Source organism: Pseudomonas sp. 32A (genome assembly GCF_052682255.1).
On sequence record NZ_JBQYLY010000001.1, the window covers coordinates 6,301,467 to 6,328,325 of the forward strand.

16 protein-coding genes are annotated in these 26,859 nt (G+C 61.8%); 5 read left to right on the top strand and 11 right to left on the bottom strand.

Annotation, left to right across the window (positions count from 1 at the left end; translation table 11 throughout):
- Position 1: 1 nt before the first annotated feature.
- The 5 genes from ACUN0G_RS29025 to ACUN0G_RS29045 all read right to left on the bottom strand — a co-directional run bounded on the left by ACUN0G_RS29025 (position 2) and on the right by ACUN0G_RS29045 (position 5,586).
- On the bottom strand, positions 2-1,105 hold the full coding sequence (locus ACUN0G_RS29025; RefSeq protein WP_445575035.1) for a DmpA family aminopeptidase: 1,104 nt from the start codon (positions 1,103-1,105) through the stop codon (positions 2-4).
- A gap of 197 nt (positions 1,106-1,302) precedes the next feature.
- On the bottom strand, positions 1,303-2,541 hold the full coding sequence (locus tag ACUN0G_RS29030; protein ID WP_445575036.1) for a phosphopentomutase: 1,239 nt from the start codon (positions 2,539-2,541) through the stop codon (positions 1,303-1,305).
- Positions 2,538-3,845, bottom strand: coding sequence for a thymidine phosphorylase (deoA, locus tag ACUN0G_RS29035; RefSeq protein ID WP_445575037.1), 1,308 nt, complete (start codon positions 3,843-3,845; stop codon positions 2,538-2,540). The genes ACUN0G_RS29030 and deoA overlap by 4 nt, the downstream gene beginning before the upstream one ends.
- A gap of 10 nt (positions 3,846-3,855) precedes the next feature.
- Positions 3,856-5,121, bottom strand: coding sequence for a NupC/NupG family nucleoside CNT transporter (locus ACUN0G_RS29040; RefSeq protein ID WP_017480294.1), 1,266 nt, complete (start codon positions 5,119-5,121; stop codon positions 3,856-3,858).
- 54 nt (positions 5,122-5,175) lie between these two features.
- Complete coding sequence (locus ACUN0G_RS29045) at positions 5,176-5,586, bottom strand: cytidine deaminase (protein WP_017480293.1); 411 nt, start codon at positions 5,584-5,586, stop codon at positions 5,176-5,178.
- A gap of 273 nt (positions 5,587-5,859) precedes the next feature.
- Between ACUN0G_RS29045 and ACUN0G_RS29050 the strand changes: the two genes are divergently transcribed.
- Both ACUN0G_RS29050 and ACUN0G_RS29055 read left to right on the top strand, forming a co-directional pair.
- Positions 5,860-7,062: a M48 family metalloprotease gene (locus tag ACUN0G_RS29050; protein ID WP_445575038.1), complete on the top strand. Its 1,203-nt coding sequence runs from the start codon at positions 5,860-5,862 to the stop codon at positions 7,060-7,062.
- Positions 7,050-12,506, top strand: coding sequence for a WGR domain-containing protein (locus ACUN0G_RS29055; RefSeq protein ID WP_445575039.1), 5,457 nt, complete (start codon positions 7,050-7,052; stop codon positions 12,504-12,506). The genes ACUN0G_RS29050 and ACUN0G_RS29055 overlap by 13 nt, the downstream gene beginning before the upstream one ends.
- Here ACUN0G_RS29055 and ACUN0G_RS29060 read toward each other — a convergent pair.
- The 4 genes from ACUN0G_RS29060 to ACUN0G_RS29075 all read right to left on the bottom strand — a co-directional run bounded on the left by ACUN0G_RS29060 (position 12,489) and on the right by ACUN0G_RS29075 (position 17,476).
- Positions 12,489-13,091 (bottom strand): dTMP kinase, encoded by a 603-nt coding sequence (locus ACUN0G_RS29060; protein ID WP_421524433.1) that lies wholly within the window; start codon positions 13,089-13,091, stop codon positions 12,489-12,491. The two genes, ACUN0G_RS29055 and ACUN0G_RS29060, sit on opposite strands and share 18 nt — an antisense overlap.
- A gap of 32 nt (positions 13,092-13,123) precedes the next feature.
- Positions 13,124-15,070: a PAS domain S-box protein gene (locus tag ACUN0G_RS29065; protein WP_445575040.1), complete on the bottom strand. Its 1,947-nt coding sequence runs from the start codon at positions 15,068-15,070 to the stop codon at positions 13,124-13,126.
- 97 nt (positions 15,071-15,167) lie between these two features.
- Positions 15,168-16,499, bottom strand: coding sequence for an LLM class flavin-dependent oxidoreductase (locus ACUN0G_RS29070; RefSeq protein WP_258346100.1), 1,332 nt, complete (start codon positions 16,497-16,499; stop codon positions 15,168-15,170).
- 23 nt (positions 16,500-16,522) lie between these two features.
- The gene (locus ACUN0G_RS29075; RefSeq protein ID WP_258346099.1) at positions 16,523-17,476 is read right to left on the bottom strand and encodes an ABC transporter substrate-binding protein; all 954 of its coding nucleotides are present in this window, start codon (positions 17,474-17,476) and stop codon (positions 16,523-16,525) included.
- 319 nt (positions 17,477-17,795) lie between these two features.
- On the opposite strand from ACUN0G_RS29075, the gene ACUN0G_RS29080 reads away from it, so the two are divergent.
- From ACUN0G_RS29080 to ACUN0G_RS29090, 3 genes are read left to right on the top strand one after another with little or no spacing between them, the layout of a single operon-like run.
- A complete protein-coding gene (locus ACUN0G_RS29080; RefSeq protein ID WP_445575041.1) occupies positions 17,796-19,421 on the top strand; it encodes an efflux transporter outer membrane subunit in 1,626 nt (541 codons plus the stop codon).
- A gap of 29 nt (positions 19,422-19,450) precedes the next feature.
- Entirely contained in the window at positions 19,451-20,638 is a 1,188-nt protein-coding gene (locus ACUN0G_RS29085) for an efflux RND transporter periplasmic adaptor subunit (protein WP_445575042.1), read from the top strand.
- A 9-nt stretch (positions 20,639-20,647) separates the two neighbouring features.
- Entirely contained in the window at positions 20,648-23,695 is a 3,048-nt protein-coding gene (locus ACUN0G_RS29090; protein WP_421524392.1) for an efflux RND transporter permease subunit, read from the top strand.
- Positions 23,696-23,883: 188 nt separating this feature from the next.
- Here the strand turns inward: ACUN0G_RS29090 and treS are convergent, their stop codons facing one another.
- The gene (gene treS, locus ACUN0G_RS29095; protein WP_445575043.1) at positions 23,884-25,935 is read right to left on the bottom strand and encodes a maltose alpha-D-glucosyltransferase; all 2,052 of its coding nucleotides are present in this window, start codon (positions 25,933-25,935) and stop codon (positions 23,884-23,886) included.
- 121 nt (positions 25,936-26,056) lie between these two features.
- Complete coding sequence (locus ACUN0G_RS29100; RefSeq protein ID WP_258346090.1) at positions 26,057-26,839, bottom strand: SDR family NAD(P)-dependent oxidoreductase; 783 nt, start codon at positions 26,837-26,839, stop codon at positions 26,057-26,059.
- Between the last annotated feature and the right edge of the window lie 20 nt (positions 26,840-26,859).

Below are 26,859 nucleotides of genomic sequence, written 5' to 3' on the forward strand. Positions count from 1 at the left end.
TTCAAGGCTGAGGTGCCCAACCGACTTTCGCCATCGCCGCCAACAACTGGTCAGGCTTGAGTGCCAGGGCTTTTCTGCCGCGACCTTGCACGTCGTCGGCGGCCAACATCGCGTTGAGGATCGCCTCCTCCACAGCATCCGCTGCGGCCACGAACAAGGCCGTCATGTAGTCGTTGTTGACCATTTTCAATGGCGTCGTCGCGGGGCCCGGATGCCCCAGATTGGCAACCGGCAGGCCGCTGTTGCCTACCGAAAACGCGATGAAGATATCCCCGCTGTCGTCTTCCGTGCCGCCGCCGACCCTTGCCAATCCGATGCTCGCTCGCTGGGCCAGGCGCGTGCACTGATGAGGCAGCAATGGTGCATCGGTAGCGATCGTGATCACGATGGAACCCATGCCGGGCACGCCGACATTCACCGGGCCATCGTAGGGCGAAGGTATGTCTTTCAATACGCTGCCCACGGGGTAACCCGCGACACGCAATGCACCGCGCGCACCATAGTTGGCCTGCACCAATGCACCGACGGTCCAACCCCCCTCCTCGCTGCTCAGGACCCGCGATGAGCTGCCAATGCCACCTTTGAACTCATGGCAGATCATCCCGGTGCCGCCGCCGACACAACCTTCCTGCACCGGCCCGGTACGGGCATCGGCCAGGGCGGCCTGGACATGTTCGGCGCTGACGTGTTGGTCCCAGATATCGCTGAGGATGCCGTCGTAGGTTTCCAGCACCACCGGCATGCACCAGTACGTGTGTTGCTTACCCATGTCGCGCTCAGCAGCCACCAGCGCATCGCGAACCACGCCGACGCTGTGAGTGTTGGTGTAGGCAATCGGCGTGGTCAGCAAACCCGCTTCGCGAATCCATTCAAGGCCGGTGGCGTCACCGTTGCCGTTCAGTACGTGAACGCCGGCAAAACACGGAGCCAAATGGGCTGCAATCGGCCGCGGCTCGATAATGGTCACACCGGTGTGTATCGAGCCATCGCGGCTTTCAGCATTGAGCGTGTGATGCCCCACCCGTACACCGGGCACATCCGTGATGCCGTTGAACACCCCGGGTGTGCCTGTACCGATTGCGATGCCAAGGTCTCGTAAGCGCATGTTTTAACTCTCAATAGTCGAGTGAAGAACGTGCTACGAGTCTAGGTTGGGGACTGTCCGCTGGCGATAACCCCCAATTGTTACCCCGGGGGCGTTAGGTCGGCATCAGGCCGCCCAGGCGGGGCAATAGCCAGTCCTCAAAAAAGCTTCGCGATTGTCCAGCTGTCACCGCGTTGCTAAACCAACAGCATGGGCTGCTATCGATCGATAGCCTGGTCCAGCAGAAACGAGCTCCCCCACTCCAACGACCCCAACCCCAAATGCGCCGCCACCGTCTGGCCAATATCAGCAAAGCTTTCACGCTCCCCCAACCACCCCGCCGCCACGCCCGCACCATAAGCCAATACAGGCACATGCTCGCGGGTGTGATCGCTGCCCGGGCGAGAAGGATCACAACCGTGGTCGGCGCTGATGACCAGCAAAGTCTGCGGGTCCATCAACGCCAATAACTCCGGCAACCTGCGGTCGAACGCTTCCAGCGCGGTCGCATACCCGGCCAGGTCCCGGCGGTGGCCGTAGAGCATGTCGAAGTCGACGAAGTTGGAAAACACCAGGCTGTTGTCTGGCGCTTCCCTGTAAGCCTTGAGCGTGGCATCGAACAGCGCGTCGTTGCCGTCGGCCTTGTACAAGCGACTGATGCCTCGGTGCGCGAAAATGTCGCCGATCTTGCCCACCGCATGAACGGTGCCGCCCGCGTCGCAGAGATGATCAAGCAATGTCGCCGATGGCGGTGGCACGGTGTAGTCGCGGCGATTGCCGGTGCGGCGAAACTCACCCGCGTGTTCTCCGGTGAACGGTCGGGCAATGACCCTGCCAACGGTGTATTCATCGCACAGGGTGCGCGCGATTTCACACACCCGGTACAACGCCTCAAGCCCGAAATGGCTTTCATGGGCGGCGATCTGCATCACGCTGTCGGCGGAGGTGTAGCAAATCGGCTGCTTGCTGCGGATGTGTGCCTCACCCAACTCGTCCAGCACCGTGGTACCCGAGGCATGGCAGTTGCCCAGGATGCCCGGCAAGCCTGCCCGTTCAATCAGGTCGGCCAGCAACTGTGGCGGGAAGGAGTTGACCGGCTTTTCGAAATAACCCCAGTCGAACAACACCGGCACGCCCATCATTTCCCAATGCCCGGACGGTGTGTCTTTGCCAGACGATTGCTCCCGTGCGTGGCCGAAGGCACCGCTCGGTGCAGCGTCGCCCCAGTTGCCCGGCAACGGTCCGTTGCCACTGGCCGCCGCTGCAGCCCCCAATCCCAAGCGTCCCAGGTTCGGCAGGGACAACGGCCCTCGGCGTAGCGGCCCATCAGCTTCGCCACGGGCGCACGCCTCGGCGATGTGGCGCAAGGTGTCGGCGCCCGAGTCGCCAAAAAGGGCGGCGTCGGCACTGGCACCGATGCCCAACGAATCCAGCACCAACACGATGGCCTTGCTCATAGTCTTTCCTGGATCAAATTGCGTTCGGCCAGACGTTCACCGCCTAATCGATAGGCTGCGCGCAAGGCGGATGCCCCCTGTTCGGCCTGCTCTGTATTGCGCGCGTGTACCCAGCCCAAGGGCCTTTGCGCGCTCACCTGTTCACCGACAAAGGCCAACTCGCTGAAGCCGACCGACAGGTCCAGCACGTCGTCTGGATGACTGCGCCCGCCGCCCAATGCCACCACCGCCAAGCCCACCGCCCGGGTGTCGATCTCGCTGACGAAGCCCGCCTCCTCGGCCCATACCGGTACCGACACGGCGGCCTTGGGTAAATGCGCATCGGGGTTGTGGGCAAAGCCCTGCGGGCCACCCAGGGCACTGACCATTTGCTCGAAGCGCTGCAAGGCTGCCCCGCTCTGCCAGGCCTGAAGCAATTGATCACGGGCCTGAGCCTCATCCCTCGCCAGGCCGGCCATCGTCAGTACCTCGGTAGCCAGGGCCAAGGTCACCGCCCACAGGCGTTCACTGCGCACCTCGCCCTTGAGCAGTGCTACCGCTTCGGCAACCTCCAGGGCATTGCCGGCACTGCGGGCCAGGGGTTGGTTCATGTCGGTGATCAGGGCGCGGGTGTTGACCCCGGCACCGTTGGCCACGGCTACGATGCTGGCGGCCAGCTCGCGCGCCTGTTCGGGCTCGGCCATAAATGCACCGTTGCCGGTCTTCACATCCATGATCAATACGTCGAGGCCGGCGGCGAGTTTCTTGCCGAGGATCGATGCGGTGATCAGATCAATCGACTCGACCGACCCGGTCACATCGCGGATCACGTACAAGCGCTTGTCCGCAGGGGCAAGGTTGGCCGTCTGGCCGATGATGGCGCAACCGACCTCGGCTACCACCGTGCGCAACCGTTCAGGGCTGGGTTGGCAGTCGTAACCTGGGATGCTCTCAAGCTTGTCCAGGGTGCCGCCGGTGTGCCCCAGGCCACGCCCGGAAATCATCGGCACGTAACAGCCGCAGGCCGCCAGCAAGGGCGCCAGCAGCAAGCTGATCATGTCGCCGACGCCTCCGGTGGAATGCTTGTCCACGACCGGCCCCGGCAGATCCCAACTCAATACTTGGCCGGAGTCACGCATCGCCTCGGTCAAGGCAATACGCTCGGTCACGTCCATGCCCTTGATGAACACCGCCATGGCAAATGCCGCCACCTGCCCATCGCTGAGACTGCCGTCGGCAATCCCGGTGACAAACCGTTGAATGTCCATCGCGGCCAGGGCGTGCCCGTCGCGTTTACGGCGAATCACTTCTTGTGGCAACCACATACTGTGCTCCTTACAGTGAGATGAAAAAGCCGACAATCGCCGCGCTCATCAGATTGGAAAGCGTGCCGCCGATCATGGCCCGCAAGCCCAGCCGCGCCAGTTCTTGGCGGCGTTGCGGGGCGATACCCGTCAGGCCGCCCAGCTGAATGGCAATCGAGGACAGATTGGCAAAGCCGCACAGGGCGAACGTGACGATCACTTGGGTGTGGACCGACAACAGCGGCACACCGGCCTCGGCGGCTTTGGCCGGGGTCAGGTAGTTGGCCAGGTCGGCATAGGCGACGAACTCGTTGAGGACCAGTTTTTCACCGATAAAACCGCCGGCCATGACCGCCTCGTGCCACGGCACCCCGAGCAGAAAAGCGATGGGCGCCAGCACATGCCCGAGCACCAGTTGCAGGGTCAACTGCGGGTAGCCAAACCAATTGCCGGCCCAGCCCAGTAGCCCGTTGAACAGGGCGATCAGCGCGATAAACGCCAGCAGCATGGCGCCGACTGACAGTGCCAGGCGCAAGCCAACCTGGGCCCCTTCGGCGGCGGCATCGATGATATTGGTGGGGCGATTCTCTGCCTGCCCCAGTTCCTCGATCACCTGTTCGGTGCGGGCTGATTCGGTTTCCGGCTCCATCAGCTTCGCCATCAACAGCGCACCGGGCGCTGACATGAAACACGCCGCGATCAGGTACTTGAGCTCCACCCCCAGCCCGGCGTAACCCAACAGTACCGAGCCGGCCACGGCCGCGAAACCGCCGACCATCACCGCGAATAACTCAGAGCGCGTCAGCTTGGCAATGAAGGGCCGTACCACCAGCGGCACTTCCGACTGACCAATGAAAATCGCCGACGTCACCACCATCGACTCGATGCGGCTGGTGCCCAGCAACAGGCGCAGCGCACCGCCCACCAACCGGATGATCCAGCCCATCACGCCGATGTAATACAGCACCGAGATAAAGCTGCCGAAGAACACGATCATCGGCAATACCCGGATCGCGAATACAAACCCACCGCTGCCGAACACTTCAAACATGTGCGGCGAACTCAGGCCGCCAAACAGAAACTCGATGCCTTTGTTCGCGTAGAGCTGCAGCGAGGCCACCGCCCCCGATAGCGAAGCCAGCACCGTCTGGCCCCAAGGCACGTACAGCGCAAAAGCACCGATCAACACCTGGATCAAAAACGCTACCGAGACGGTGCGCCAGTTGATAGAGCGGCGCTGATGGGATAAAGCAATGGCAATGAGAATAAGGGTCGCTATTCCGACAAGACTGATCATGCAGGCGTCTCAACAATGGACCAAGCGGACGCAGGCCCGAAGGCCTGCCCAGGATTAGAAAGCGTCGAAGGCGCCCGGCAGCAATTGCGCCAGGGTCCAGGTGCGCGTGGCGGCAGGGTCACTGCCCTGGCAAATCACCACCGCATCCTTGGCCATCAACTCCAGCATCACCTGGCGGCAGGCACCGCAAGGGCTTATCAGTGAAACGTTAGGTGCATAAACCGCCATCGCCTTGAAACTGCCCGGCGCATGGCCCTGGCTGATGGCGCTGAACAAGGCACTGCGCTCGGCACAGTTGGTCAGCCCGTAAGAGATGTTCTCCACGTTGCAACCCTGTACCACCTCGCCGTCGGCGGTCAGCAACGCCGCGCCGACCGGGAAATGGGAGTAAGGCGAGTACGTGCTCTCGGCGGCCCGCTTTGCCTGTTCCATCAAACGCTCTTCAATTGTCATGCACAGGGTCATCCCATCTTGTTGCGAGCACGGCCAGGGAGGCCGTGACGCTCTTGTGGTGTTATTTAAATAACAATAGATGTGATTATTCAATCTTTTTTTGCACGGGTGCACAAAGGTGTCTGGCGGAATGGCCTGAACACTCCCGGCGCACGCGGGATGTGTAGTTTTCACAAGTAATTTCCCCCTCCCCTAGGTATGCTCCGCGTTTATTGCCGACCACTGATACCGGGATGCCAGCCCAGGCGCAGCTTATGGAGCCGTATCCTCAAGGACGTTTGAACGATGAGTACCTCCGCGCTGGACATCAGCAGCCTGACGCCACTGCCTTACCACCAGCAGGTAGTCGATTACCTGAAAGCCAGTGAACCTGCGGTGTGGAGTTGGGCCTCGTCCCTCGGGGTTCAGCAGGAGCATGCCCAGGATGTACGCGCGCAATTGCTGCGAGACACTTACCGCCTCAGCCCCGAGACTCATCCGCAGGCCTATCAGGCTTGCGAGGCGGCGTTGCAGTGCTTGCAGATCCAGGCCCCTGCCACGCTTTACCAGGCCGGCGATGGCGCGATGAATGCGAGCCTGTATTACCTGGCTGGCGAAGTGCATGTGGTGTTCTACGGGCCGATCCTTGAACGGCTCGACGCCCAGGAGTTGCTGGCGTTGCTGGGGCATGAGCTGGCCCATTACCGTCTGTGGTCGGAGCACGACGGTGACTTTCTCACCGCCGACCGGATCCTCAATCATGCGATGGCTGACGTGTACACGCCACCCAGCCTGGAACAGACCGCGCGGTTATATAGCCTGCACACAGAAATCTACGCCGACCGCGGTGCCGCGCTGGTGGCCCGTGGGCCAGAAGCGTCCATTACCTCGCTGGTGAAGATTCACACCGGGATTGTCAGTGTCGATGCGGCCAGCTATTTGCAGCAGGCCCGTGAACTGGATGGCAAGGATGCGCAGCTGTCCCAGGGCGTATCGCACCCGGAGGCGTTCCTGCGTTCCCAGGCTGTAGACAGCTGGTGGCAGCAGCTTCCAGAGACGGACGCCTGGCTGCACCGCCGGTTGCGTGGGCCGTTGTCGCTCAGTCGCCTGGATGTGACCGACCAGGTGGAGCTGACCGCCCTCACCCGCAGTTTTATCGCCAGCTTTATCAGTGCGTCGGTGTTGCAGTCAGACGCTGTGCTCAATCAGGTGCGGGGGTTCTTTCCCGACTGGAAGGACACTGAAACGCCCCTGGACCTTGGCACGTTGAATGCCGAACGTATCGACGCGAGCATCCACGAATACCTGCACTTCATCATGCTCGACCTGAGCCTGGTGGACCGCGACCTGCGCGAAGACGCGTTGCTGCATGCCGCGCGCACCGCGAAGAAGCTCGGCAGCGCCGACGACTTTATCAACGTGCTCAAGCGCGATATCAAATTACCCAAACGTGAGCTCGACCCGATCGTTCGCGCGCTCAAAGCGGAGGTCGACACATGGACCCAATAACCCAACCCGTCACCTTCACTCAATTGCTGCAAAGCCACGATGGCGCTGCCGTGCCCATCGACGATGTGGTGTTCCTGGCGTTGCCGCTGCTGCGTCAGGTGGCGCAACTGCATGAGCAAGGGCGTGTTGCCCAGCTCAGCTACCTCAACGTGATGCTGGGGCCAGAGCGCACCCTGCAACTGCGCAACATCGAGGGCGTGCCGCCGCGCCTGGCGCTGGAGGCGATCAAGCAGGTGCAGCCCAATCCGGAGTCGGCGCTGAATATCGTCGGCACCGTGCGCCTGACCCGGGATTCCGAAAGTGGCGTGGCCATTACCGACCTGCATGTGCAGGAAGACCCGCACCAGGCCATCGACCGCCCGGTGTTCCTCACGGACTTGCACAGCTGGGAGCATCGTCTCGGGCATCACGACGAAATCACCGATATTTTCCAGCTCGGGCAGTTGCTCGCGTGCCTGGCCTGCGGGCTGGATTTTGCCGATATCAATGACGTAAAGACGTTTGCCCGGCACCGGCGCAACCTGTTCCAGCTCAACAGCCGGCTCAACCCGGTGCTGGCCAACCTGATTGTCGAGATGACCGAACTCAACCGGCATGAGCGCGCCACCGATGTCAGTTCCCTGGCCCGGCGCCTGGAGTCCTGGCGCGAGCAGCCGGCCAGCCTGGATGTGGAGCGTGTGCTGGCCCAGGCCGAAGGCCCGGCGTCGCGGCGCACGGTGGTGCTGGAGCACCTGCGCAACCGGTTGTTTGACCTGTCGCGGCGCAATCGCCTGCTGCACTTCCGGCCGACCCAGGCCAACGTCAACCTGACCGTGGCCAGCGTGCCGCTGGTGATGCGGATCGAAAGCATCCGACCTGAATCGCTGTGCACCTGGCAGCCTACCTTCGGTGGTTTCTCCGAGCAGGTGTTGAGCGGCAAGCCGGTTGGCCTGCAGCAGTGGCTGCGGTTTGAAGACCAGACCTGGCTGCAGGCGTCCCTGGAGCGCATCATTCAGGAAACCCGCCGCGACCGTGCCGAATTCGGCTTCAGCAACCTGCGTCTGGTAGTCGCGTTCATGCGCTGGCACAACCTCAAGGACACGCCGGAAGAACGCATCGTCACCCCGCTGCTGTGGCTGCCCGTGGAGCTGAGCCGCAAAAAAGGTGTGCGCGACCAGTTCATGTTGCAGTGCGATGAGACCGAGGCCGAATTCAACCCGGTACTGCGTCATCAGTTGCGCCAGCTCTACGATATCCAGTTGCCGGAAACCGTCGACCTGCAAAAAACCTCGCTTGAAGAAATCCACGCGGATATTGCCCGCCAGATCAAACTCACCGAGCCCGGCGTGGAGTTACGCCTGCAAAGCAAACCGCAAATCGAACTGATCCACCAGAAGGCGGTGCAGCACCTGCAGCACTTCCAGCGGCGCCGCGCCCGTCAGCGCTCGGCCATGCCGTTGGTAAAGCCGGATTTCAGCTACGACCGCGAAGACTACCGCCCGTTGGGCCTGCAACTGTTCCAGCAAAAAGTCCTGCCCAGCGTATTGCCGCTGCGCATGGCGGTCGGTGGCAAACCTTCGCTGCGCGACCATCATCCACAAATGGTCGCCCGCAGCACTGAAAACAGCACCTACGCTTTGCCCGAGAATCAGGGGCATCGCTACGCCTGGGACATCGACCTGACCCAGGTCACCCTGGCCAACTTCAACTATCGCAAAATGTCGCTGGTGCGCGATTACGCGCAGTTGATCGACGAGCCGGCGCAGAACGAAGCGTTTGACCGGATGTTCTCCATTGAGCCGCGGGAGGTGGAAGTCCAGGCCCCGGACCCGATCCCGCTGCCGGAACAATGGAACGTGGTGGCCGGCGATGCGACGCAGAATGCCGCCGTCAGCCTGGCCCGCACCGGGCGCAATTTCATCATTCAGGGGCCGCCGGGTACCGGCAAGTCCCAGACCATCACCAACCTGATCGCGGACTATGCCGGGCGCGGCCTGCGGGTGCTGTTCGTATGCGAAAAACGCGCGGCACTGGATGTGGTGTTCCATCGCCTGCAACAGAGTGAGCTGGGTGAGTTGTGCTGCCTGATTCACGACTCCCAGACCGACAAGAAGGCCTTCGTAGGCAACCTGCGCGAATGCTATGAGCGCTGGATAGCCGGCGATGCCCAGTCGTCGCAGTTGCAAGCCCGACGCAGCGCCACACTGGCCACCCTGGGCCAGCAGCTGGGTCTGATCGAGCGCTTTGAACAGGCCATGACCGAGGTACCGGAAACGCTGGCCTGCTCCGTGCGCGAGCTGGTGCGGGATCTGATCGACCTGCCGGCCGTGGCTGCCAAGCTGCCGCCCGAAGTCCTGGAACGCTTGCCCGAATGGCGTCACTGGCAGGCGCAAAGCGAACTGACTGGCCGCCTGTATCAGGCGATCAATGAGCGCTTCGGCCTCGACAGTTTTGCGCGTCACCCTTTCAGCCATCTGGCCTCAAGCCTCATTACCCACGAACATGCCTATGGCCAGCTCAAGGCGTTCCTGGATGAAGCCGGTGGGCTGATGGACAGCGTCGAGCCGTTTCTGGAGTCATCCTCCAGCCTGCTGTCCAGTGACACCCGCCTGGCGGATGCGCGGGTGCTGACCCAGGCAGCCGAACAACTGACCGGCGCCAACCTGGCATCGCACCTCGACCTGTTGGAACCGGGCTCACCCGGTTCCCAGGCGTTGCAGGCCGAACAAGCCGCTTTGCAAACGCTGACCGTGCAACAACACAACGCCGCTGAAACCACCCGCCATTGGCGCGACAAACTCGCGCCCCAGGACACCCAGGCCGCACTGGATCTGGTGCAGCGCCTTGAAGGCTCGTTGCTGCGTTGGCTGCAACCGGCCTGGTGGCGGCTGCGCGGCGAGTTGCAACGGCGCTACGACTTCAGCCAGCACGCGGTGCGCCCCAGCTACCGCAGCGTGCTCGATAACCTGGCCAGCGAACACCGCGCCACCGCCGAGTTGCAGGCCGAGCAACAGCGCCTGCAAAGTCACTACGGCATCCAGGACATCGACCAGTTCGTGCAAAACCTGCAAGCCCTGCTCCAGCAACTGAGCACATCACCGTTATTGCGCCAGTGGGTCGAAGGCATGCGCGGTAACCCGAACGCCCTGCCGGGCGTACGCCAGGAAGCCAGCCTGCGCCAGCCGGTTGCACGCCTGGCCGAGCTGGTTGCGCAGCACTGCGTGTTTGAACCGGCGCCGAGCCTGGGCGAGTTGGCCGAATACCTGCGCGACCTGCGTGAAGAACTCGAGGAACTGCCCGACACCCTGCCCCTGCTCAATGAGCTGCACCAGGCCGACCCCGTTTGCCTGTTGGCCGTGCAACAGCACGCCTTGGCGCAAAAGGCGCTGGATGGGTTGATTGCCCAGGAAAACCTGACCCGCCTGTATCGTGCCAACCCGCAACTGGCACGCTTCGATGGCCCGGCCTTGAGCCTGGCCGCGCGGCAGGTCAGCCAGGCTGAAAGCAGCCTGCTCAAACACAACGCCCATGTGCTCAGCGCCACGCTGCACCAGCGTTTCCTGGAACACGTGAAGCAATCGGCGATGTCGGTGACTCAGCTGGACGCCCAGGCCCGTGAGTTCAAGAAAGCCTATGCCAAGGGCCGCCGTGAACTGGAACACGAGCTGGGCAAGACCATGCGTTATCGCTCCATCCGTGAAATGGCGAGTGGTGACAGTGGCCGCGTGATCAACGACCTCAAGCCTATCTGGCTGATGAGCCCGCTGTCGGTGTCCGACACGCTGCCGCTGACCCCGGACCTGTTCGACGTGGTGATTTTCGACGAAGCCAGCCAGATCCCCAGCGAAGAAGCCGTGCCGGCCTTGAGTCGTGCGCAGCAGGTGATCGTGGTGGGTGACGAGATGCAATTGCCGCCAACCAACTTCTTCTCCAGCGCCGGCGAACAGGACGATAACGAACTGATTGCCATGGAGGACGGCGAGCAGATCGCAATCAACCTCGACGCCGACAGCCTGCTGAGCCAGGCCGCGCGTAATTTGCCGGCAACCCTGTTGGCCTGGCACTACCGCAGCCGCCATGAAGCGTTGATCAGCTTCTCCAACGCGGCGTTCTATGAAGGCCGGTTGATCACCATTCCCGACCGGCGTATCGAGCGCCCGGCCCCGGCCCAGGCGGCGCTGGACTCCATGGATGCCCAGGCGGTGATTCAGGGCGCCGATACGCTGCTCGACAGCCCGATCAGCTTTCTGCAGATGAGTGATGGCGTCTACCTGAGTCGCAGCAACCTGGCCGAAGCACGCTACATCGCCAACCTGGTGCGTGAACTGCTACAACGCGAGACCGGCCTGAGCCTGGGCATCGTGGCCTTCTCCGAAGCCCAGCAAGGCGCCATCGAGCAGGCCCTGGAGGACCTGGCCGCCAGTGACTCGGCCTTTGCCACGCGCCTTGAGCAAGAGTATGTGCGTGAAGACGCCGGGCAGTTCAATGGGCTGTTCGTCAAGAACCTGGAGAACGTCCAGGGGGATGAACGCGACGTGATCATCCTGAGCATCTGCTACGCGCCAGGACCGAACGGCAAGATGCTGATGAACTTCGGCCCGATCAACCAGCGCGGCGGGGAAAAACGCCTGAACGTGATCTTCAGCCGTGCGCGCAAGCGCATGGCGATCGTCTCCAGCATCGAAGCGGATGCCATCACCAACACCCACAACGACGGTGCCGCGGCACTGCGCGGGTTCCTGCAGTTCGCCCAGGCCAGCGCCAACGGCGACGCACCGCGATCCCAGGGCATCCTTGCCAACCTCAATCCAGGCGCCAAGCAATCCTTTGCCGTCAGCCTGCCCAAGGACAGCCTGCGCAGCGCCCTCGCCGCCGCGTTGCGTAAACGCGGGCATACGGTGCAGGAATACGTCGGGCGTTCGCAGTTCCGATGCGACCTGGCGATCAGTGACGCCAGCGGTGAACACTTCAGCCTGGGCGTGCTGCTGGACGGCGATACGGCGGCCGCGACTGACGTGCGTGAGCGTTATATCTTCCGCCCGACCGTGCTGCGCAGCTTCGGCTGGAAGATTATCGACGTGCTCAGCCATGACTGGCTGCGGGCCCCGGAAGAGGTGCTGAATCAGATTGAAGCGCTGCTACGGGGTGAAGAGGCGCCCGCGCTGCCAGAACCTGAACAGCCAGTGGAGCCGAAAACCGTTGAGGTCGAGGCTCCGTCTACCCCGCAAGCACAGACCCCGATGCGTGAGTTCACCTTTGGTGAAGGCAACTCCAACAAGTTCTGGCGTATCGGCGTCACGGAGGCGGACGTGGTGGTGAACTTCGGTCGCATCGGCACCAAGGGTCAGACCTTGATCAAGTCCCTCGACAGCCCCGAGCGCGCAGTGCGCGAAGCGCAAAAGCTGATCGCGGAGAAACTGCGCAAAGGCTATCAAGAGCAGGCGGGGTCAGTCACACCGGGATGATTCAAGGACGTTATAAATCTCGGAAATGACCTGCTGTGTCGCGCCGTCAATGGTTCCTTCATTACGGCACAACACCCAGCCGTGATCCGCAACCGCTCGCTCGAACGCCTGGGTACAGGCGATGTGTTCTTCCAGCCTGTGGATCACGGTGCTGCTCAGCCCGCGCCGGCGTGCAGCGGCCCTTGCCCATGAAATATCAGGGTCGGTGACCACCCCGACATGCAGGTCCGGCACTTGCACGTTTCGATCAACGTTCAATTGCAGGATGTCTGCCAGCGGGACGCCACGGCGAAACGCGGCATCCGACGGGTACCAGCGGTCAATCAAGACAATGCTGCCAGCAGGCTGTTGAGTCAGCACGTGCCGGGAAATCCAGGCACGGCTATCGGCGAAGCGCTTACACACCTCCCACTCCAACTCGCGGCTGGGCGTTCTGGCGAGTTGGTTAACCAGGACCATTGTTTCACTTCGGTAGGGATCGCTTTTTCTCTCGCACAGCCGGATCACCTTTTTGTTGTCCGCCCTCAGTGCTTTGGTAACGGCTTCCAGCAGCGTGGTTTTGCCGGTGCCCTTGGGCCCGTCCATGGAAACAAAGAGTGGACGGTCAGCCGCTTGGCTCAACACGGTTTTTCGATCCGGGTGCGCAGGGTTTCGGCGATCACTTTCGCCAATGCCGATTGATCAAACGGCTTGGGCAAGCGCGTCAATGTGGTTTTGAGGTCCAGGGATATCTCTGCAAATCCAGACGAAAGAATGATGGGAAGCTCGGGGTACAGCGCCTCGATGTTGGCGGCCAACTCAATGCCCGTCATATCCGGCATTGCCATGTCCGTAATGACCAAATCAAAGCGCGTGCCTTGCGCCAGGAACGCCAACGCAGCGTGCCCGTCTGCCGCCGCCACAACATGATGGCCCAGGTCTTCAAGCATGGCTCCCGTGCTGATCAGCACCAGCGGGTCGTCGTCTACCAGCAGAATCTCGAGGTTTTGCTGATGGGGGGCATCGGGGGTGTTTGCAGTGGATGCCACCGCCGCGGACTGCGTGGTATCCATCACCGCCACCGGTAACCAAAGCTCTGCGGTTGTGCCCTCTCCTTCCTTGCTCTTCAGCACAAAGTGGCCCTGTGACTGGGCTGCCAGGCCATGGACCATCGAAAGGCCGAGCCCCGTGCCTTTTCCCGCGCCCTTGGTGGTGAAGAACGGCTCCATGGCCCGTTGCAAGGTCGCGTCATTCATTCCGGGGCCGGTGTCGGTGACAGCGATGCAAATCAGCCTTTCCGAGTCATCCGGCCTGCCGGGAAACGAATCCTCCCTCGCCGAAATCAGAATCCTGCCCCGGCCTTCCATGGCGTCCCGGGCGTTGATCACCAGGTTCATGACGGCCATTTCCAGTTGGCTCATGTCGACCAATACCGGCCGCAGGATCAGTGGGAACTGTGTATCGACGCTGATGCCTGCGCCTAACATGCGCGACAGCAGGTCTGACATGTTTCTGATCAGGTCACCCACATCCACTGGTTGCGGATCAAGCTCCTGGCGGCGGGCAAAGGCCAGCATCCGCTGAGTCAGCGTCGCACCGCGCTGGGCGCCGGAGATGGCATTATTCAGTAATGAGTAGGTTCTGGAGTCCTGAGGGACACGCTTCTTGGCGAGTTCGAGGCTTCCCAGAATCACCATGAGGAGGTTGTTGAAGTCATGGGCGATACCGCCGGTGAGCTGCCCCAGAGACTCCATTTTCTGGGCCTGGAACAATGCCTCCCGGGTTTCCTTGATCTCCTGTTGAGCCTGAACGCTCTCGGTAACGTCCCGGGTGATTTTCGCGAAACCCACGAGCTCGCCCTGCTCATTCTTTATCGGGTCGATAACGACATGGGCCAGGAACCCCGTGCCGTCTTTGCGCAGGCGCCAACCCTGCCCTTCATACCGACCTTCACGGATAACCGTTTCAAGGGCGCGCTGCGGGACCTTGTTGTCTGCATCCTCACGCTGGAAAAACAGCGAGTAATGCTTGCCGATGACTTCTGCCGGTTCATATCCCTTGATGCGCTGGGCACCGGCGTTCCAGGTGGTGATCACGCCGTTGGGATCGAGCATATAGAGCGCGTAGTCGGTGACGCCTTGTACCAGCAGGCTGAATTGCTGTTCGCTCTGACGCAGGGCCTGCTCCGCAGCCTTGCGCTCGGTCAGGTCCCGTGTGACTTTGGCGAAGCCAATCAGCGTGCCATCGTCGGCGCGTATCGGGTCGATAATGACCAGCGCCCAGAGACGCGTGCCATCTTTCCTGATGCGCCAGCCTTCGCCCTCGAAGCGGCCTGACTGTTCGGCGCTTTTGAGCGCTCGGCCGGGCAAGTCCGAGGCCAGATCTTCCGGGGTGTAAAACAGCGAAAAATGCCTGCCCAGTACTTCACTCTGTTCGTACTGCTTGATCTTCTTCGCCCCCGAGTTCCAGCTACGAATCAACCCGTTCGTATCCAGCATGTAAATGGCGTAGTCGACCACTGCGTCGACGAGCAGTCGATAGCGGTCGTCCTGATTGAACGACCCTTGTGCGGGTTGGGATGGCATCAGGAAAGTCTCGGGACAAATGAGTGGCTTGAACCCTCAGTATGTCTAAAAAAATCCGCTGCCAACCAGTTTATTCATCTGAACGCCCTTTTTTGAGTCAAACGCCGCCGTTGCGAGCAAAGCGCGGAATCTGCAACCCCAGGCTTTCCCGCAACGTCGTTCCTTCATACGCCGTGCGATACACGCCACGCGCCTGCAACAACGGAATGACCTCCTGGGTGAATCGGTTGAACTGCTGCGGATGGCCGATGTAGATGTTGAAACCATCCACCGCGCGGGCTTCAAACCAGTCAGCCATTTTCCCCGCGACGGTCTCTGCCGACCCGACAAACGCCCCCGGGCGCAACTGGCGCCCAAACTCCACCGCCTGGCGCAACGTAAAGCCTTTGTCCCGTGCCTGGTCAGCAATGCGCTTGGCCGCCGTGAAGAAGCTGCTGCGTGCAGCCTCCAGGCTTTCCTGCGGAAACGGAGCGTCCAGGTCGTACTGGCTGAAATCATGCCAGCCGAAATTGCGCCCGAACTCCTTCAGCGCCAGTTCAAAACTGTGGTCGGCCTGGTGGTAGTGCTGCTCGATTTCACGGGCATGCTCATCAGTGTCGCCCACATAAATCTCGGCACCGGGCATCACCAGCAATTGCTCCGGATCGCGGCCATGTTGCAGCGCCCTGCCCTTGATATCCCGGTAGAACGCCTGGCCCTGCTCGATGCTGGCCGCGTGGGTGAAGATCACATCGGCGGTGGCGGCGCCGAGGTCACGGCCTTGCTCCGAATCGCCGGCCTGGAAGATCACCGGTTGGCCTTGGGGTGAGCGCTGGATATTCAGCGGTCCGACCACCGAAAAGTGCTCGCCCTTGTGATTCAGGCTGTGGAGTTTGCTCGGGTCGAGAAATTGGCCGGTGGCGCGGTCACGCACGAAGGCCTCTTCCTCATAGGAGTTCCACAGTCCCTGCACCACCTGGACGTGTTCGGCCGCGCGGCCATAGCGGGTGTCGTAGTCATAATGCTCGTCGCGGCTGTAGTTGCCGGCGGTACCGGCGTCGCCACTGGTGACCACGTTCCAGCCGGCGCGGCCTTTGCTGATCAGGTCGAGTGAGGCCAGGCGCCGCGCAACGTTATAGGGCGAGTTGTAAGAGGTGGTCAGCGTGCCGACCAGGCCCAGGTGCCGGGTGCTTACGGCCAGTGCTGATAACAGTGTCAGCGGCTCCAGCCGGTTCAGGTAGTGGGATGGCGAACCCGGGGTGATGAACTGGCTGTCGACGATAAACATCAAGTCGAACAAGGCCGCCTCGGCCTGGCGCGCGATGTCGATGTACCAGTCGACGTTGACGCTGGCATCGGCGGGCAGTTGAGGATCGAGCCATAGATTGTGGCGGCCGGGCCCGCCGCAGCCCATGGTCAGGGCACCAAGTTTCAGCTGTCTTTTAGTCATGTCTGAGGCGTTCCTTGGAGCATTCAGGGCTGGGTTCTGGCAACGGCTGGCTGCAACGATGCCGCGAAGGAATCGTCGAACAGCCTGGCTGCCGGGTACGACTTGACCAGGCCTTGGCTTGCGAAAAAGTCCACGGTCTTTTGCGCCTCTACAGGCGATTGGGCCGTCAGTGGTTCGACCGTCGTGCGCGCCCGGGCAAACCAGGCACGGGCGATATCCGCATCAGCCCGGGTGCGTTTGGCCCAGGCGTCGGCATAAGCGTCGGTATTGGCCGGGCTTTGGCGCGTCCAGTCGCGGGCTTTTTTCAGGCGTTGGAGAAAATCGCTGATTTGCGCACGTTTGCCGTCGACGGCCCGGGTGCTGGCGGCGATGAAGCTCTGGGCCGGGATCAGCCCTTCAGCGGTGGCCAGCACGCGCGCACCTTGGCGTTCCTGTTGGGTGACGTAGGGTTCCCACGTGGCGATGACGTCAACTGAACCGCCTTCCAGGGCATGGGAGGCATCGAGCGCGCTGAGGTAGCGCAACTCCAGGGAGTCTTTTGGCACGCCGGCTTTATCCAGCGCGGTCAGCAGCAGTTGCTGGCTCCAGGAGCCTTTCCAGATAGCAGCGCGCTTGCCTTTCAGGTCGGCAAGGCTGTGGATCGAAGAATCCTTTTTCACCAGGATGGCCACGCCCTCGAGGTTTTGCTGACTGACTGCAATCACCTTGATCGGCGCACCCAGCGCGCCGAGGAACAGCACGGGCGCATCACCGAGCAAGCCGATGTCGAGGCTGTTGGTGTTGAGGGCTTCGGCCACCGGTGAGCCGGCGGTGAATTGCTTCCATTCGAGGGTATAGGGCAGATCATCCAGCACCCCCGCCGCTTCCATCACCGCCTGGGCGTTATAGCTTTGGTCACCCACCACCAGGGTTTGCGCGTTCGCGGTCAGGCACAGCAGAGCGGCCATCCCGGCCGCCAGTTTTGTCAGGTAACGCACGTTCGTCTCCAGATGCCCTCTCAGGCATTTCAAGTCGATCCGCGCGTGCGGTCTCGGCAGTGTTCGTAGGGCTGTCTACGATGGAGTGCTAACCCATGCCTGTAAAATACTTATAACGCATAACCTAATTCAATATTAATGCGCATAACGCATTTTTTGTAAGGCGCCGAGGAAACTGACATTGCGTCCCCGACGGCACCACCTACACTGATTTGAATTCGGCTGCTCTTGGGCCATTTTTCGGCGGGCCCGGCCCGATGCACCTGCACTCATTGCTCAACAAATAAAGCAGTTAACCAACTGATTAATCAGAGTAAATATGAAAGAGCAGCCTCGGCAGCTTGCATCGGCACCGCAACCAGTGGCGCACCTCCACGCCCTTTTTCGACAAACACACCTTCTGGCTCCACTGAGTCTGCTGTGCATCGCCCTCGCCGGCTGCACCGTCGGGCCGGATTTTGCGCGGCCCGATGTGCCGGCGAACGCCGATTACTCGCGGGAAAAGCTCATCTCCACGGCCAAGGCCGACATCGACACCGGTGGCGCGGCGCAGCGGCTGATCGCGGGGATGGATATTCCCGGGCAATGGTGGACGCTGTTCCGCTCACCGGCCCTGAATGCCCTGGTGGAAGAAGCCTTGCGTGCCAACCCGGATGTCACCGCCGCTCAGGCCGCGTTGCGCCAGGCCAATGAGCTGGTGTATGCCGACCAGGCGTCGCTGTTCCCTTCCGTCAGCGGCAATGTGCAAAAAGCCCGCGAGAAAATCTCGGGCGTCACCTCGGGCATCCCGGAATCGCCGATTCTCACGGTAAGTTCAGCGTCGCTGAGTGTGTCCTATGCCCCGGACGTATTCGGCGGCACCCGTCGGCAAATCGAATCCACCTCGGCCCAGGCCGAGTACGAACGCTTCCAGCTCGAGGCGACGTACCTCACCTTGACCTCCAATGTGGTCAATACGGCAATTAGCCTGGCGTCGATACGCGATCAAGTCGCCGCCACCGAGGAGATCATCCGGATCCAGAGCGGCCAGCTCGATCTCCTGCAGGCGCAGCGACGGCTGGGGGCCATCGGCGACACCGACGTGCTCACGCAGCAGACCGCACTGGCGCAAACCCGTGCCAGCTTGCCGCCGCTGCAAAAGCAGTTGGCGCAAACCCGCAACCAGTTGATGGCCTACCTCGGGCGGTTTCCCAATCAGGACCGGGACGAGCGCTTCAACCTGGCCTCCTTGCACTTGCCGGAAGAACTGCCCCTCAGCCTGCCTTCGGCGATCGTCGGCCAGCGGCCGGATGTGCGTTCTGCCCAGGCGCAACTGCATCAGGCCAGTGCCAACATTGGCGTGGCCGTGGCCAATCAGTTGCCCCAGTTCAGCATTACCGGCTCCGTGGGTTCGACGGTGGCCAGCGGGACCAAGCTGTTTTCGGCGGGCAGTGGCGTCTGGAGCCTGGCCGGGTCGATCACTCAGCCGATCTTTGATGCCGGCGCACTGGAGCATCGCAAACGCGCCGCCGTGGCGGCCTATGACGAGTCGGCAGCCCGCTACCGTGGCACGGTGATCGGCGCATTCCAGGATGTGGCCAACGCGCTGCGGGCGCTGGAAGCCGACGCCGATGCGCTCAACCAGCAGGTGGTGGCCGAGCGCTCTGCCCAAGCCAACCTGGACCTGGTGCAGGCGCAGTTCAAGCTCGGCGCCGTGGCCTACATCAACCTGCTCACGGCCCAGCAAACCTACCAGAACACCGTGCTGGCCCGCGTCAAGGCGCAGGCCTCCCGTTACAGCGATACCACTGCGCTCTTCCAGGCATTGGGTGGCGGCTGGTGGAACCGAACCGATGTGGACCCTGCGACCAAGGGCCGGCCTGATCGCTTCGGCCTGCCGTCGTGGAACGAGATCATGCCGGCCAAGAACAAGACAGCGCCTGCCGATTCGGCACGGTTCAACTGAACTGAACTCTTGAAACAGCGAGAACACCCATGGCTGATGTCATTACCGCTTCTCCCCTGCCACCCGAACCCGGCGCACCGCGCAAGCGTCGACTGTGGCGGCCGATGCTCATCATGATCGTGGTGGTGCTGGTGATTGTGGCGATCATTGCCGGGGTGAAGTTCGTGCAGATTTCGGCGCTCATCACTCAGTCAAAAGCGCCTTTGCCCGCCTCCGTGGTCACGGCCATGAAGGTGCCGTTCAGTGACTGGCAACCGAATGTCACCGCCGTGGGCTCAATGAAAGCGGTCCGAGGGGTGGATGTGACCACTGAAGTGGGCGGCATCGTGCGCACCATCGGCTTTACGCCGGGGCAAGAGGTGGCGGCGCAAGCGCTGCTGGTGCAGTTGAATGCCGACTCGGACATCGCGCAACTGCATTCCCTGGAGGCTACGGCTGATCTGGCGGTGATCGTCCTCAAGCGTGACAAGGCGCAACTGGCGGTCAACGCCATCTCCCAGGCACAAGTCGACACAGACACTGCGGACCTGAAAGCCAAACTCGCCGCCGCCGAACAACAGCGCGCGCTGGTGGCGAAAAAGACCATTCGTGCACCCTTTGCCGGGCGCATCGGGATCACCAGCGTCAATCCCGGCCAATACCTCAACCCCGGCGACAAGATCGCCACGCTGCAAACCTTCGATCCGATCTACATCGATTTCACGGTACCCCAGACTCAAATGGAGGCCATCGCCATCGGCCAAGGGGTTTCCGTGACGGCCGACGGCCTGTCGAATCAAACCTTCACCGGCAAGATCAGCACCATCGACACCCAGTTCGACTCCACCACACGTAACGTCACGGTGGAAGCCACCGTCGACAACCCCAAGAAAAACCTGGTGCCCGGTATGTTTGCCCGTGCCGTTGTCACCTCCGGTGCCACGCAGCGCTACCTCACCGTGCCGCAGACATCCGTCACCTACAACCCTTACGGCACCACGGTGTTCATCGCCACATCGAGCAAGAACGACAAGGGTGAGGAAACCCTCACGGCGCAACAGACCTTCATCAAGACCGGGCCAACCCGGGGTGATCAGGTGGCGATTCTGTCGGGCGTGAAGGAAGGCGATCTGCTGATCACCAGCGGCCAGATGAAGCTCAAGAATGGCTCGCCGGTGAAGGTCGACAACAGCGCCGCGCCGCTGAACGATCCTGCGCCGACTCCCCAAGAACACTAAAGGTGTCCCATGAAGCTTACCGATACCTTTATTCAGCGGCCGGTCTGGGCGATTGTGGTTTCGCTGTTCATCCTGATCCTGGGGCTGCGCTCGATCTTCGAATTGCCGGTGAACCAATGGCCACGCACCGAAAATACGGTGGTCACCATCACCACCGCTTACTACGGCGCGGACGCGTCCACGGTGGCCGGCTTTATCACCCAGCCGCTTGAATCAGCCATCGCCCAGGCCCAGGGCATTGACTATTTGTCGTCAACCAGCATCACCGGCGTTTCTACGATTACCGCCACGCTGCGGCTGAACTATGAGGCCAGCAAGGCACTGACCGAGATCAATACCCAGGTCAACTCGGTCAAGAACCAACTGCCGGCGCAGTCCCAGGAGCCGGTGCTGACAGTGGCAGTCGGGCAAACCACAGACGCCATGTACCTGGGTTTCTACAGCGACACCCTGCCCACCAACAACATCACCGATTACCTGGTGCGAGTGGTCAAGCCCAAGCTCGATTCGATCCAGGGCGTGCAAACCGCCGAAATCCTCGGCGGGCGCCAGTTCGCCCTGCGCGCCTGGATGGACCCGACCAAACTGGCGGCGCATAACGTGACAGCCCAGGACGTGTCCACCGCCCTGGCCAACAACAACTACCTCTCTGCGGTCGGCTCCACCCGCGGGCAAACGGTGACGGTCGACCTGACGGCCGGGACCGACTTGCACACGGTGGATGAATTCAAGCGGCTGGTGGTCAAGCAGAAAGGCGATGCCCTGGTGTACCTGGAGGACGTGGCCACCGTCACCCTCGGTGCTGAAAGCTACGACAGCAGCGTGGCGTTTTCCGGCAAGCGTTCGGTGTTCATCGGTATCAAGACGGCACCCAATGCCAACATCCTGACGGTCGCCGACAGCGTGCGCGAGGCCTTCCCCGAGCTGCAATCCCAGTTGCCCACCGGGGTACGCGGCGAGATCGTGTACGACTCGACGGAGTTCATCAATACCTCGATTTATGAGGTGGTGAAGACCCTTGTCGAGGCGATGATCATTGTGTCGGTGGTGATCTACCTGTTCCTCGGCTCATTCCGCGCGGTAATCGTGCCGTTGGTGGCGATCCCGCTGTCGCTGGTGGGGACCTTCTTCATCATGTACCTGCTGGGGTACTCGATTAACCTGCTGACCCTGCTTGCACTGGTATTGGCCATCGGCCTGGTGGTGGACGACGCGATTATCGTGGTGGAAAACGTCGACCGGCACATCAAGGAAGAAGGCAAAGGCGTACTGGAGGCTTCGCTGGTTGCAGCGCGGGAACTGGGTGGGCCGATCCTCGCGATGACGGTGGTGTTGATTGCCGCGTACGTGCCCATCGGGCTGCGCAGCGGCCTTACCGGCGCACTGTTCAAGGAGTTCTGTTTCTCGCTGGCGGGCGCGGTGACCGTGTCGGCGGTGGTGGCGTTGACGCTCTCGCCGATGATGACTTCCCGGCTGTTCAAGTCCGGGCAGGAAGAAGGTCGTTTCGCCCGCAAGCTCGATCAGTACTTTGACGGGTTGCGCGGCCGTTACCACCGCGTGCTCTCAGGTGGCCTGAACGTGTGGCCGGTGCTGGTGACGTTTGGCTTTGTGCTGTTCCTGCTGGTGGCCGCCAGTGGCATGACCGCTAAAAGCGAACTGTCGCCCACCGAGGACCAGGGGCTGGTGTTCATGCAGATCAAAGGCCCGCCGACCGCCTCGCCGCAGCAGATGGAACGGATTGCCGACCAGGCCTTCCAGATCGCCAACAAAGAGCCTGAATACGCGCAGATGTTCCAGCTGACCGGGCTGCCGATCCTCAACCAGGGCCTGGGCGGTGTGCTGCTCAAAAACTGGGGCGACCGCACACGCTCCCAGGCCCAACTGATCCTGGACCTGCAGCAAAAATGGAACCAGGTGCCAGGTGCGACCATCGCGGCCTTCCCATTGCCGTCACTGCCGGGCGCCCAGGGCTTGCCGGTGCAGTTTGTGATCACCACCACCGACTCGGTGGAAAACCTCAATGAAGTCGCCCAGGCCGTGGTGGCCGAGGCGCAGAAACAACAGCTGTTCTATTTCTCCGACATGGACCTGAAACTCGACAAGCCACAAGCCAAGCTGGTGGTGGACCGGGAAAAAATTGCCGCACTGGGCATGACCCAGGCCGACGTCGGTGCGGCGTTGTCCGCCGCTCTGGGGGGCAACTACGTGAACTACTTCTCCACGGCCGGGCGCTCTTACAAAGTCATTCCCCAGGTGTTGCAGGTTGACCGGCTCAACCCGGACCAGATTCTCGATTACTACATTCGCACGCCATCCGGCAGCATGATCCAGGCGCGCACGGTGGCGCATATCGAAACCACGACCCAGCCGGAGTCGATCAACCACTTCCAGCAACTCAACTCGGCGACCCTGTCGGGCGTCAGCGGCGTGGCCCAGGGCGAACTGCTGGCGAAACTGAACACCATCCTGACCAACATTGCGCCGTCGGGCTACACCTCGGACTTCTCCGGTGAATCCCGCCAGTTCATGCAGGAGTCCGGCGGGTTCTTCGGCTTGTTGATGTTCTCGATCCTGATCGTCTACCTGGCCCTGGCGTTCCAGTTCGAGAGCTTCCGCGACCCGATAGTGATCCTGTTCTCGGTGCCCCCTGCACTCTTCGGCGCGCTGGCGTTTATCACCATGGGGTTCGCCTCGATCAACGTGTACACCCAGGTGGGGCTGGTGACGTTGCTGGGGTTGATCACCAAGCACGGGATTCTGATCGTGCAGTTTGCCAACGAGCTGCAGCGTGCCGGTCACAGCAAGCGTGAGGCGATAGAAGAAGCGGCTGGCGTGCGTCTGCGCCCCATCCTGATGACCACTGCCGCGATGGTGCTGGGCGTGGTGCCGCTGGTGTGGGCCTCCGGCGCCGGGGCGGCGGGACGGCATGACATGGGGCTGGTGATCTTTGCCGGGTTGTCGATCGGAACCGTGCTGACACTGTTCATGGTGCCGGCGATGTATATGTTCATAGGTTCCACGCACCATCAGGAGGCGAAGCAACCAGTCCCCGTGTAGGAGCGAGCTTGCTCGCGAAGGACGTTAACGATGACGCGGGCATTCAGAATGAACGCGGCGCCCTCAGGTTCTTCGCGAGCAAGCTCGCTCCTACAGTGGATCGGTGGGTCAGTGGATCAGTGGATCAGTGGTTCAGCGGATCAGTGGATCAGTGGGTCAGTGGGTCAGTGGGTCAGTGGGTCAGTGGGTCAGATCACCACCCGCAGCGCCAACCCTTCGTACGCATCCAGGGTGATGGTGAAATCCCCCTCGGGCGTCAGATCGCCCTCCACCCGCTCATTGATGATGTCCACCACCGGGCCCGGCGCAATATTGGGCAGGTGCAGGGTCTCCGTAATCGGTGTGGAGCCGAAGTTCAGCGCGGTGATCTGGGTACCTTTGCCCGCCGGCAGTTCGTGCACCATGATCAGAAGCCCCGGGTGCTGCACGTCCGGCACCAGGATTTGGCGGCTGGCGGCGATGTCGTAGGCACGGCGCACGGCGAGGATTCTTTGCAACTGCGAGGCAAACGAATCCGGGTCGGCCAATTGGCTGATCAGGCTGCCATACAAGGTCTTCGGACGCGGCATCTGCCCGGCGGATTGCTCCGCCTCCGGATTCAGGTCCACCAGGTCATAGGCACCGCGATGGATCCAGCGTGTGTCGCCATCGAGCATCAAGTGAGCGACCTCCTCCGCGGGTAACGGCAGTGCACCCACCAGGTCCCAGCCCGACAGCGCAAACACTCCCGGTTGCATGGCGTTGTACATCACCAGCAGCAGGTGAATCTGGCGGATCTGCTGGATATCCGCCGGGGTAATCGCTTCAAGGTCGCGAATGCCCAATGCCGCCGTGATGATGCTGGCGGTGGTGCAGGACACCCCATTGGTCACGAACTTCAGGTTATAGGGGGCGTGTTCGCCGGCCAGGCGTTCGTACATCTGCTCGCGGATGTGCTCGCGCAGGATGCCGCCGGGAAAGGTCTGGCCCTGATACAGGTAGCTGTCATGAGCGTGCAGGGTCCAGAAGTGCACCAGTTCCAGGGTCAGTTCGTCATGGTTCTGCAAGGCATGGATCAGCGAGCCGGGATCAATGCCCAGGGTGTGCATCTCCCGCAGCATCAGGCGCAGGAACTCGGTATCCCCCATCAATAACGCGTGCTGGTATGCCGGCCGGGTGATGAAGTCGTAGGACAGGTCGGCGCCGCCGTGGGACATGGCGGCGATGTCGTCCACCGTCAGGTTCAGTTCCTGGAAGCTGAAACCGCCTGCCTTGCGAATCGCACCGCCGAGGATCTGGTTGCCGGTGATGGACAGCGGATGGCTTTCAGACCAGGCGTTGCCTTCGAGTTTGCGCTCCACGCCGAGGAAGCCGTTGGCGTCCAGGCGCAGGATCTTCGCGCCCATCACGTCGATGGCATGCAGGGCGTCGCCGATGATCATCTGCTGCGCGGCGAAGGTCGGGTCCAGCCAGTTCAGCGACGGTTGGCCTTCCTTGAAGTAGTGCAGGTAGACCCAGCGCCGGGGTTTGCCATCCACGCCGATCACCACATCGGTCGCGCTCCAGTCGGTTTCCTTGACGCCGGGCTCGAAGAAGATCACCCGTTGCAACTGGCCGACGATGTAGTGCTTGTCCCTGAGCACGTCGACCTGCAGCGGGCTGAGGTTCTGGGCGTCTCGGCCCTCGGCAACCTCGGGGAGCAATGGCCAGTCTTCCTCGCGGATTTCCACCATGTGGTAGAGCCCGGGGTAGTCTTCGTAGGCCATCTCGGCCAGGCGGAAGTCCGCGCCTTTGCCGGTGTGGGACGGGATCACGTCGTCGATGATCACCGCGTTGTGCGCGGCGGCCATGCGGGCCAGGGATTGCAATTGGGCCTCGGTGCCCAGTTGCGGGTCGATGTCGAAGCTGATGCGGTCAAAATTGCCGTCAATCGTGGGGGTGTGCTCGGTGCCCGAAAGACCCCCCGAGCGCTTCAATGGGCCGTTGTGAATGCCCTGGATGCCGATTTTTGACAGCGCGTGCCATAACGTCTCATCGCCCAGGGCTTCCAGTACGCTGCCGTTTTCACGGGTGATGATGGAGGCCGGGTATGCGGTGAACCACACCGACGACAGGGCTGAAGCATCACGGGGCCGGGTATGGGCATACGGCTGTTGCCACAATCTGCCTTGCCCCGAATAGAGTTTGGCGCGCTGCTTTGCGGCCTGCAGCATCGATTGTTCTACCAGCCAGGCCACATGTTTCTTATCGGCGTCCGTCATAAATCAATCACCTGCACCCATGAAGTAGTCGGTTGCGGTGGCTGCATATGCACCACCGTTCGTTACTGTATGAGGCCCCGGGCGACGATTCGTTGCATCCGAGATGGTTGCCCTTCCCGGTCTAGACCCAACCACCGTCCACAATGAAGTTCTGGGCGGTGCACATCGCCGACACATCAGAGGCGAGAAACAGCGCCATATTGGCGATATGTTCCGGCTGCACACTGCCCGGCAGGCACTGGCTGCGGGCGATCAGTTCCCGGGCCGCATCATCCACCCACATCGCCAGTTGTTTTTCGGTCATCACCCAGCCTGGCACCAGTGTATTGACCCGGATCCGGCTCGGGCCCAGCTCCCGCGCCAGGGCCCGGGTCATGCCGTGGGCAGCGGCTTTGCTGGCGGCGTAGACCGGGTAGCCGCTGGAAGCCATCATCCAGCCAATGGAGCCCAGGTTGATGATCGACCCACCGCCGGCGGCCTTCATCATCGGCACCACGGCTCGGGCCGCAAAAAATGCGTGCTTCAGGTTGACCGAAATCAGTTGGTCGAACCGCTCTGAATCGATTTCATCCAGGGTGTGCCGAACGTCGTTGGCGGCATTGTTCACCAGCACGTCGATCGGCCCCAGGCTTTGCGCCAGGCACGCTATCGCGGCTTTGTAAGCGATCTCGTCGGTGATATCGCAATGGGCGAATTCGACGGCATGCCCCTCGGCCGACAGGATGGCCGCCAAGCGGTCGCCCTGCCCTTGCGCCCGGTCCACGAACGCAACCTTGGCACCCTGGCGTGCGAAGGCGCGCACCATGGATTCGCCAATCCCGGAAGCGCCGCCGGAAATCAGCACGGTTTTATCTCGCAGGTCCGGGTACATCGCCTGTGCGCCAGCCTGTTGTTCAGTGTTCATGTGACGGTCACTCCGCTGTA

What these genes read in the sequence shown, in the direction of transcription:
- ACUN0G_RS29025 (WP_445575035.1), bottom strand. Translation starts at nt 1,105, where the DNA reads ATGCGCTTACGAGACCTTGGCATCGCAATCGGTACAGGCACACCCGGG.
- ACUN0G_RS29030 (WP_445575036.1), bottom strand. Translation starts at nt 2,541, where the DNA reads ATGAGCAAGGCCATCGTGTTGGTGCTGGATTCGTTGGGCATCGGTGCC.
- deoA (WP_445575037.1), bottom strand. Translation starts at nt 3,845, where the DNA reads ATGTGGTTGCCACAAGAAGTGATTCGCCGTAAACGCGACGGGCACGCC.
- ACUN0G_RS29040 (WP_017480294.1), bottom strand. Translation starts at nt 5,121, where the DNA reads ATGATCAGTCTTGTCGGAATAGCGACCCTTATTCTCATTGCCATTGCT.
- ACUN0G_RS29045 (WP_017480293.1), bottom strand. Translation starts at nt 5,586, where the DNA reads ATGACCCTGTGCATGACAATTGAAGAGCGTTTGATGGAACAGGCAAAG.
- ACUN0G_RS29050 (WP_445575038.1), top strand. Translation starts at nt 5,860, where the DNA reads ATGAGTACCTCCGCGCTGGACATCAGCAGCCTGACGCCACTGCCTTAC.
- ACUN0G_RS29055 (WP_445575039.1), top strand. Translation starts at nt 7,050, where the DNA reads ATGGACCCAATAACCCAACCCGTCACCTTCACTCAATTGCTGCAAAGC.
- ACUN0G_RS29060 (WP_421524433.1), bottom strand. Translation starts at nt 13,091, where the DNA reads ATGGACGGGCCCAAGGGCACCGGCAAAACCACGCTGCTGGAAGCCGTT.
- ACUN0G_RS29065 (WP_445575040.1), bottom strand. Translation starts at nt 15,070, where the DNA reads ATGCCATCCCAACCCGCACAAGGGTCGTTCAATCAGGACGACCGCTAT.
- ACUN0G_RS29070 (WP_258346100.1), bottom strand. Translation starts at nt 16,499, where the DNA reads ATGACTAAAAGACAGCTGAAACTTGGTGCCCTGACCATGGGCTGCGGC.
- ACUN0G_RS29080 (WP_445575041.1), top strand. Translation starts at nt 17,796, where the DNA reads ATGAAAGAGCAGCCTCGGCAGCTTGCATCGGCACCGCAACCAGTGGCG.
- ACUN0G_RS29085 (WP_445575042.1), top strand. Translation starts at nt 19,451, where the DNA reads ATGGCTGATGTCATTACCGCTTCTCCCCTGCCACCCGAACCCGGCGCA.
- ACUN0G_RS29090 (WP_421524392.1), top strand. Translation starts at nt 20,648, where the DNA reads ATGAAGCTTACCGATACCTTTATTCAGCGGCCGGTCTGGGCGATTGTG.
- treS (WP_445575043.1), bottom strand. Translation starts at nt 25,935, where the DNA reads ATGACGGACGCCGATAAGAAACATGTGGCCTGGCTGGTAGAACAATCG.
- ACUN0G_RS29100 (WP_258346090.1), bottom strand. Translation starts at nt 26,839, where the DNA reads ATGAACACTGAACAACAGGCTGGCGCACAGGCGATGTACCCGGACCTG.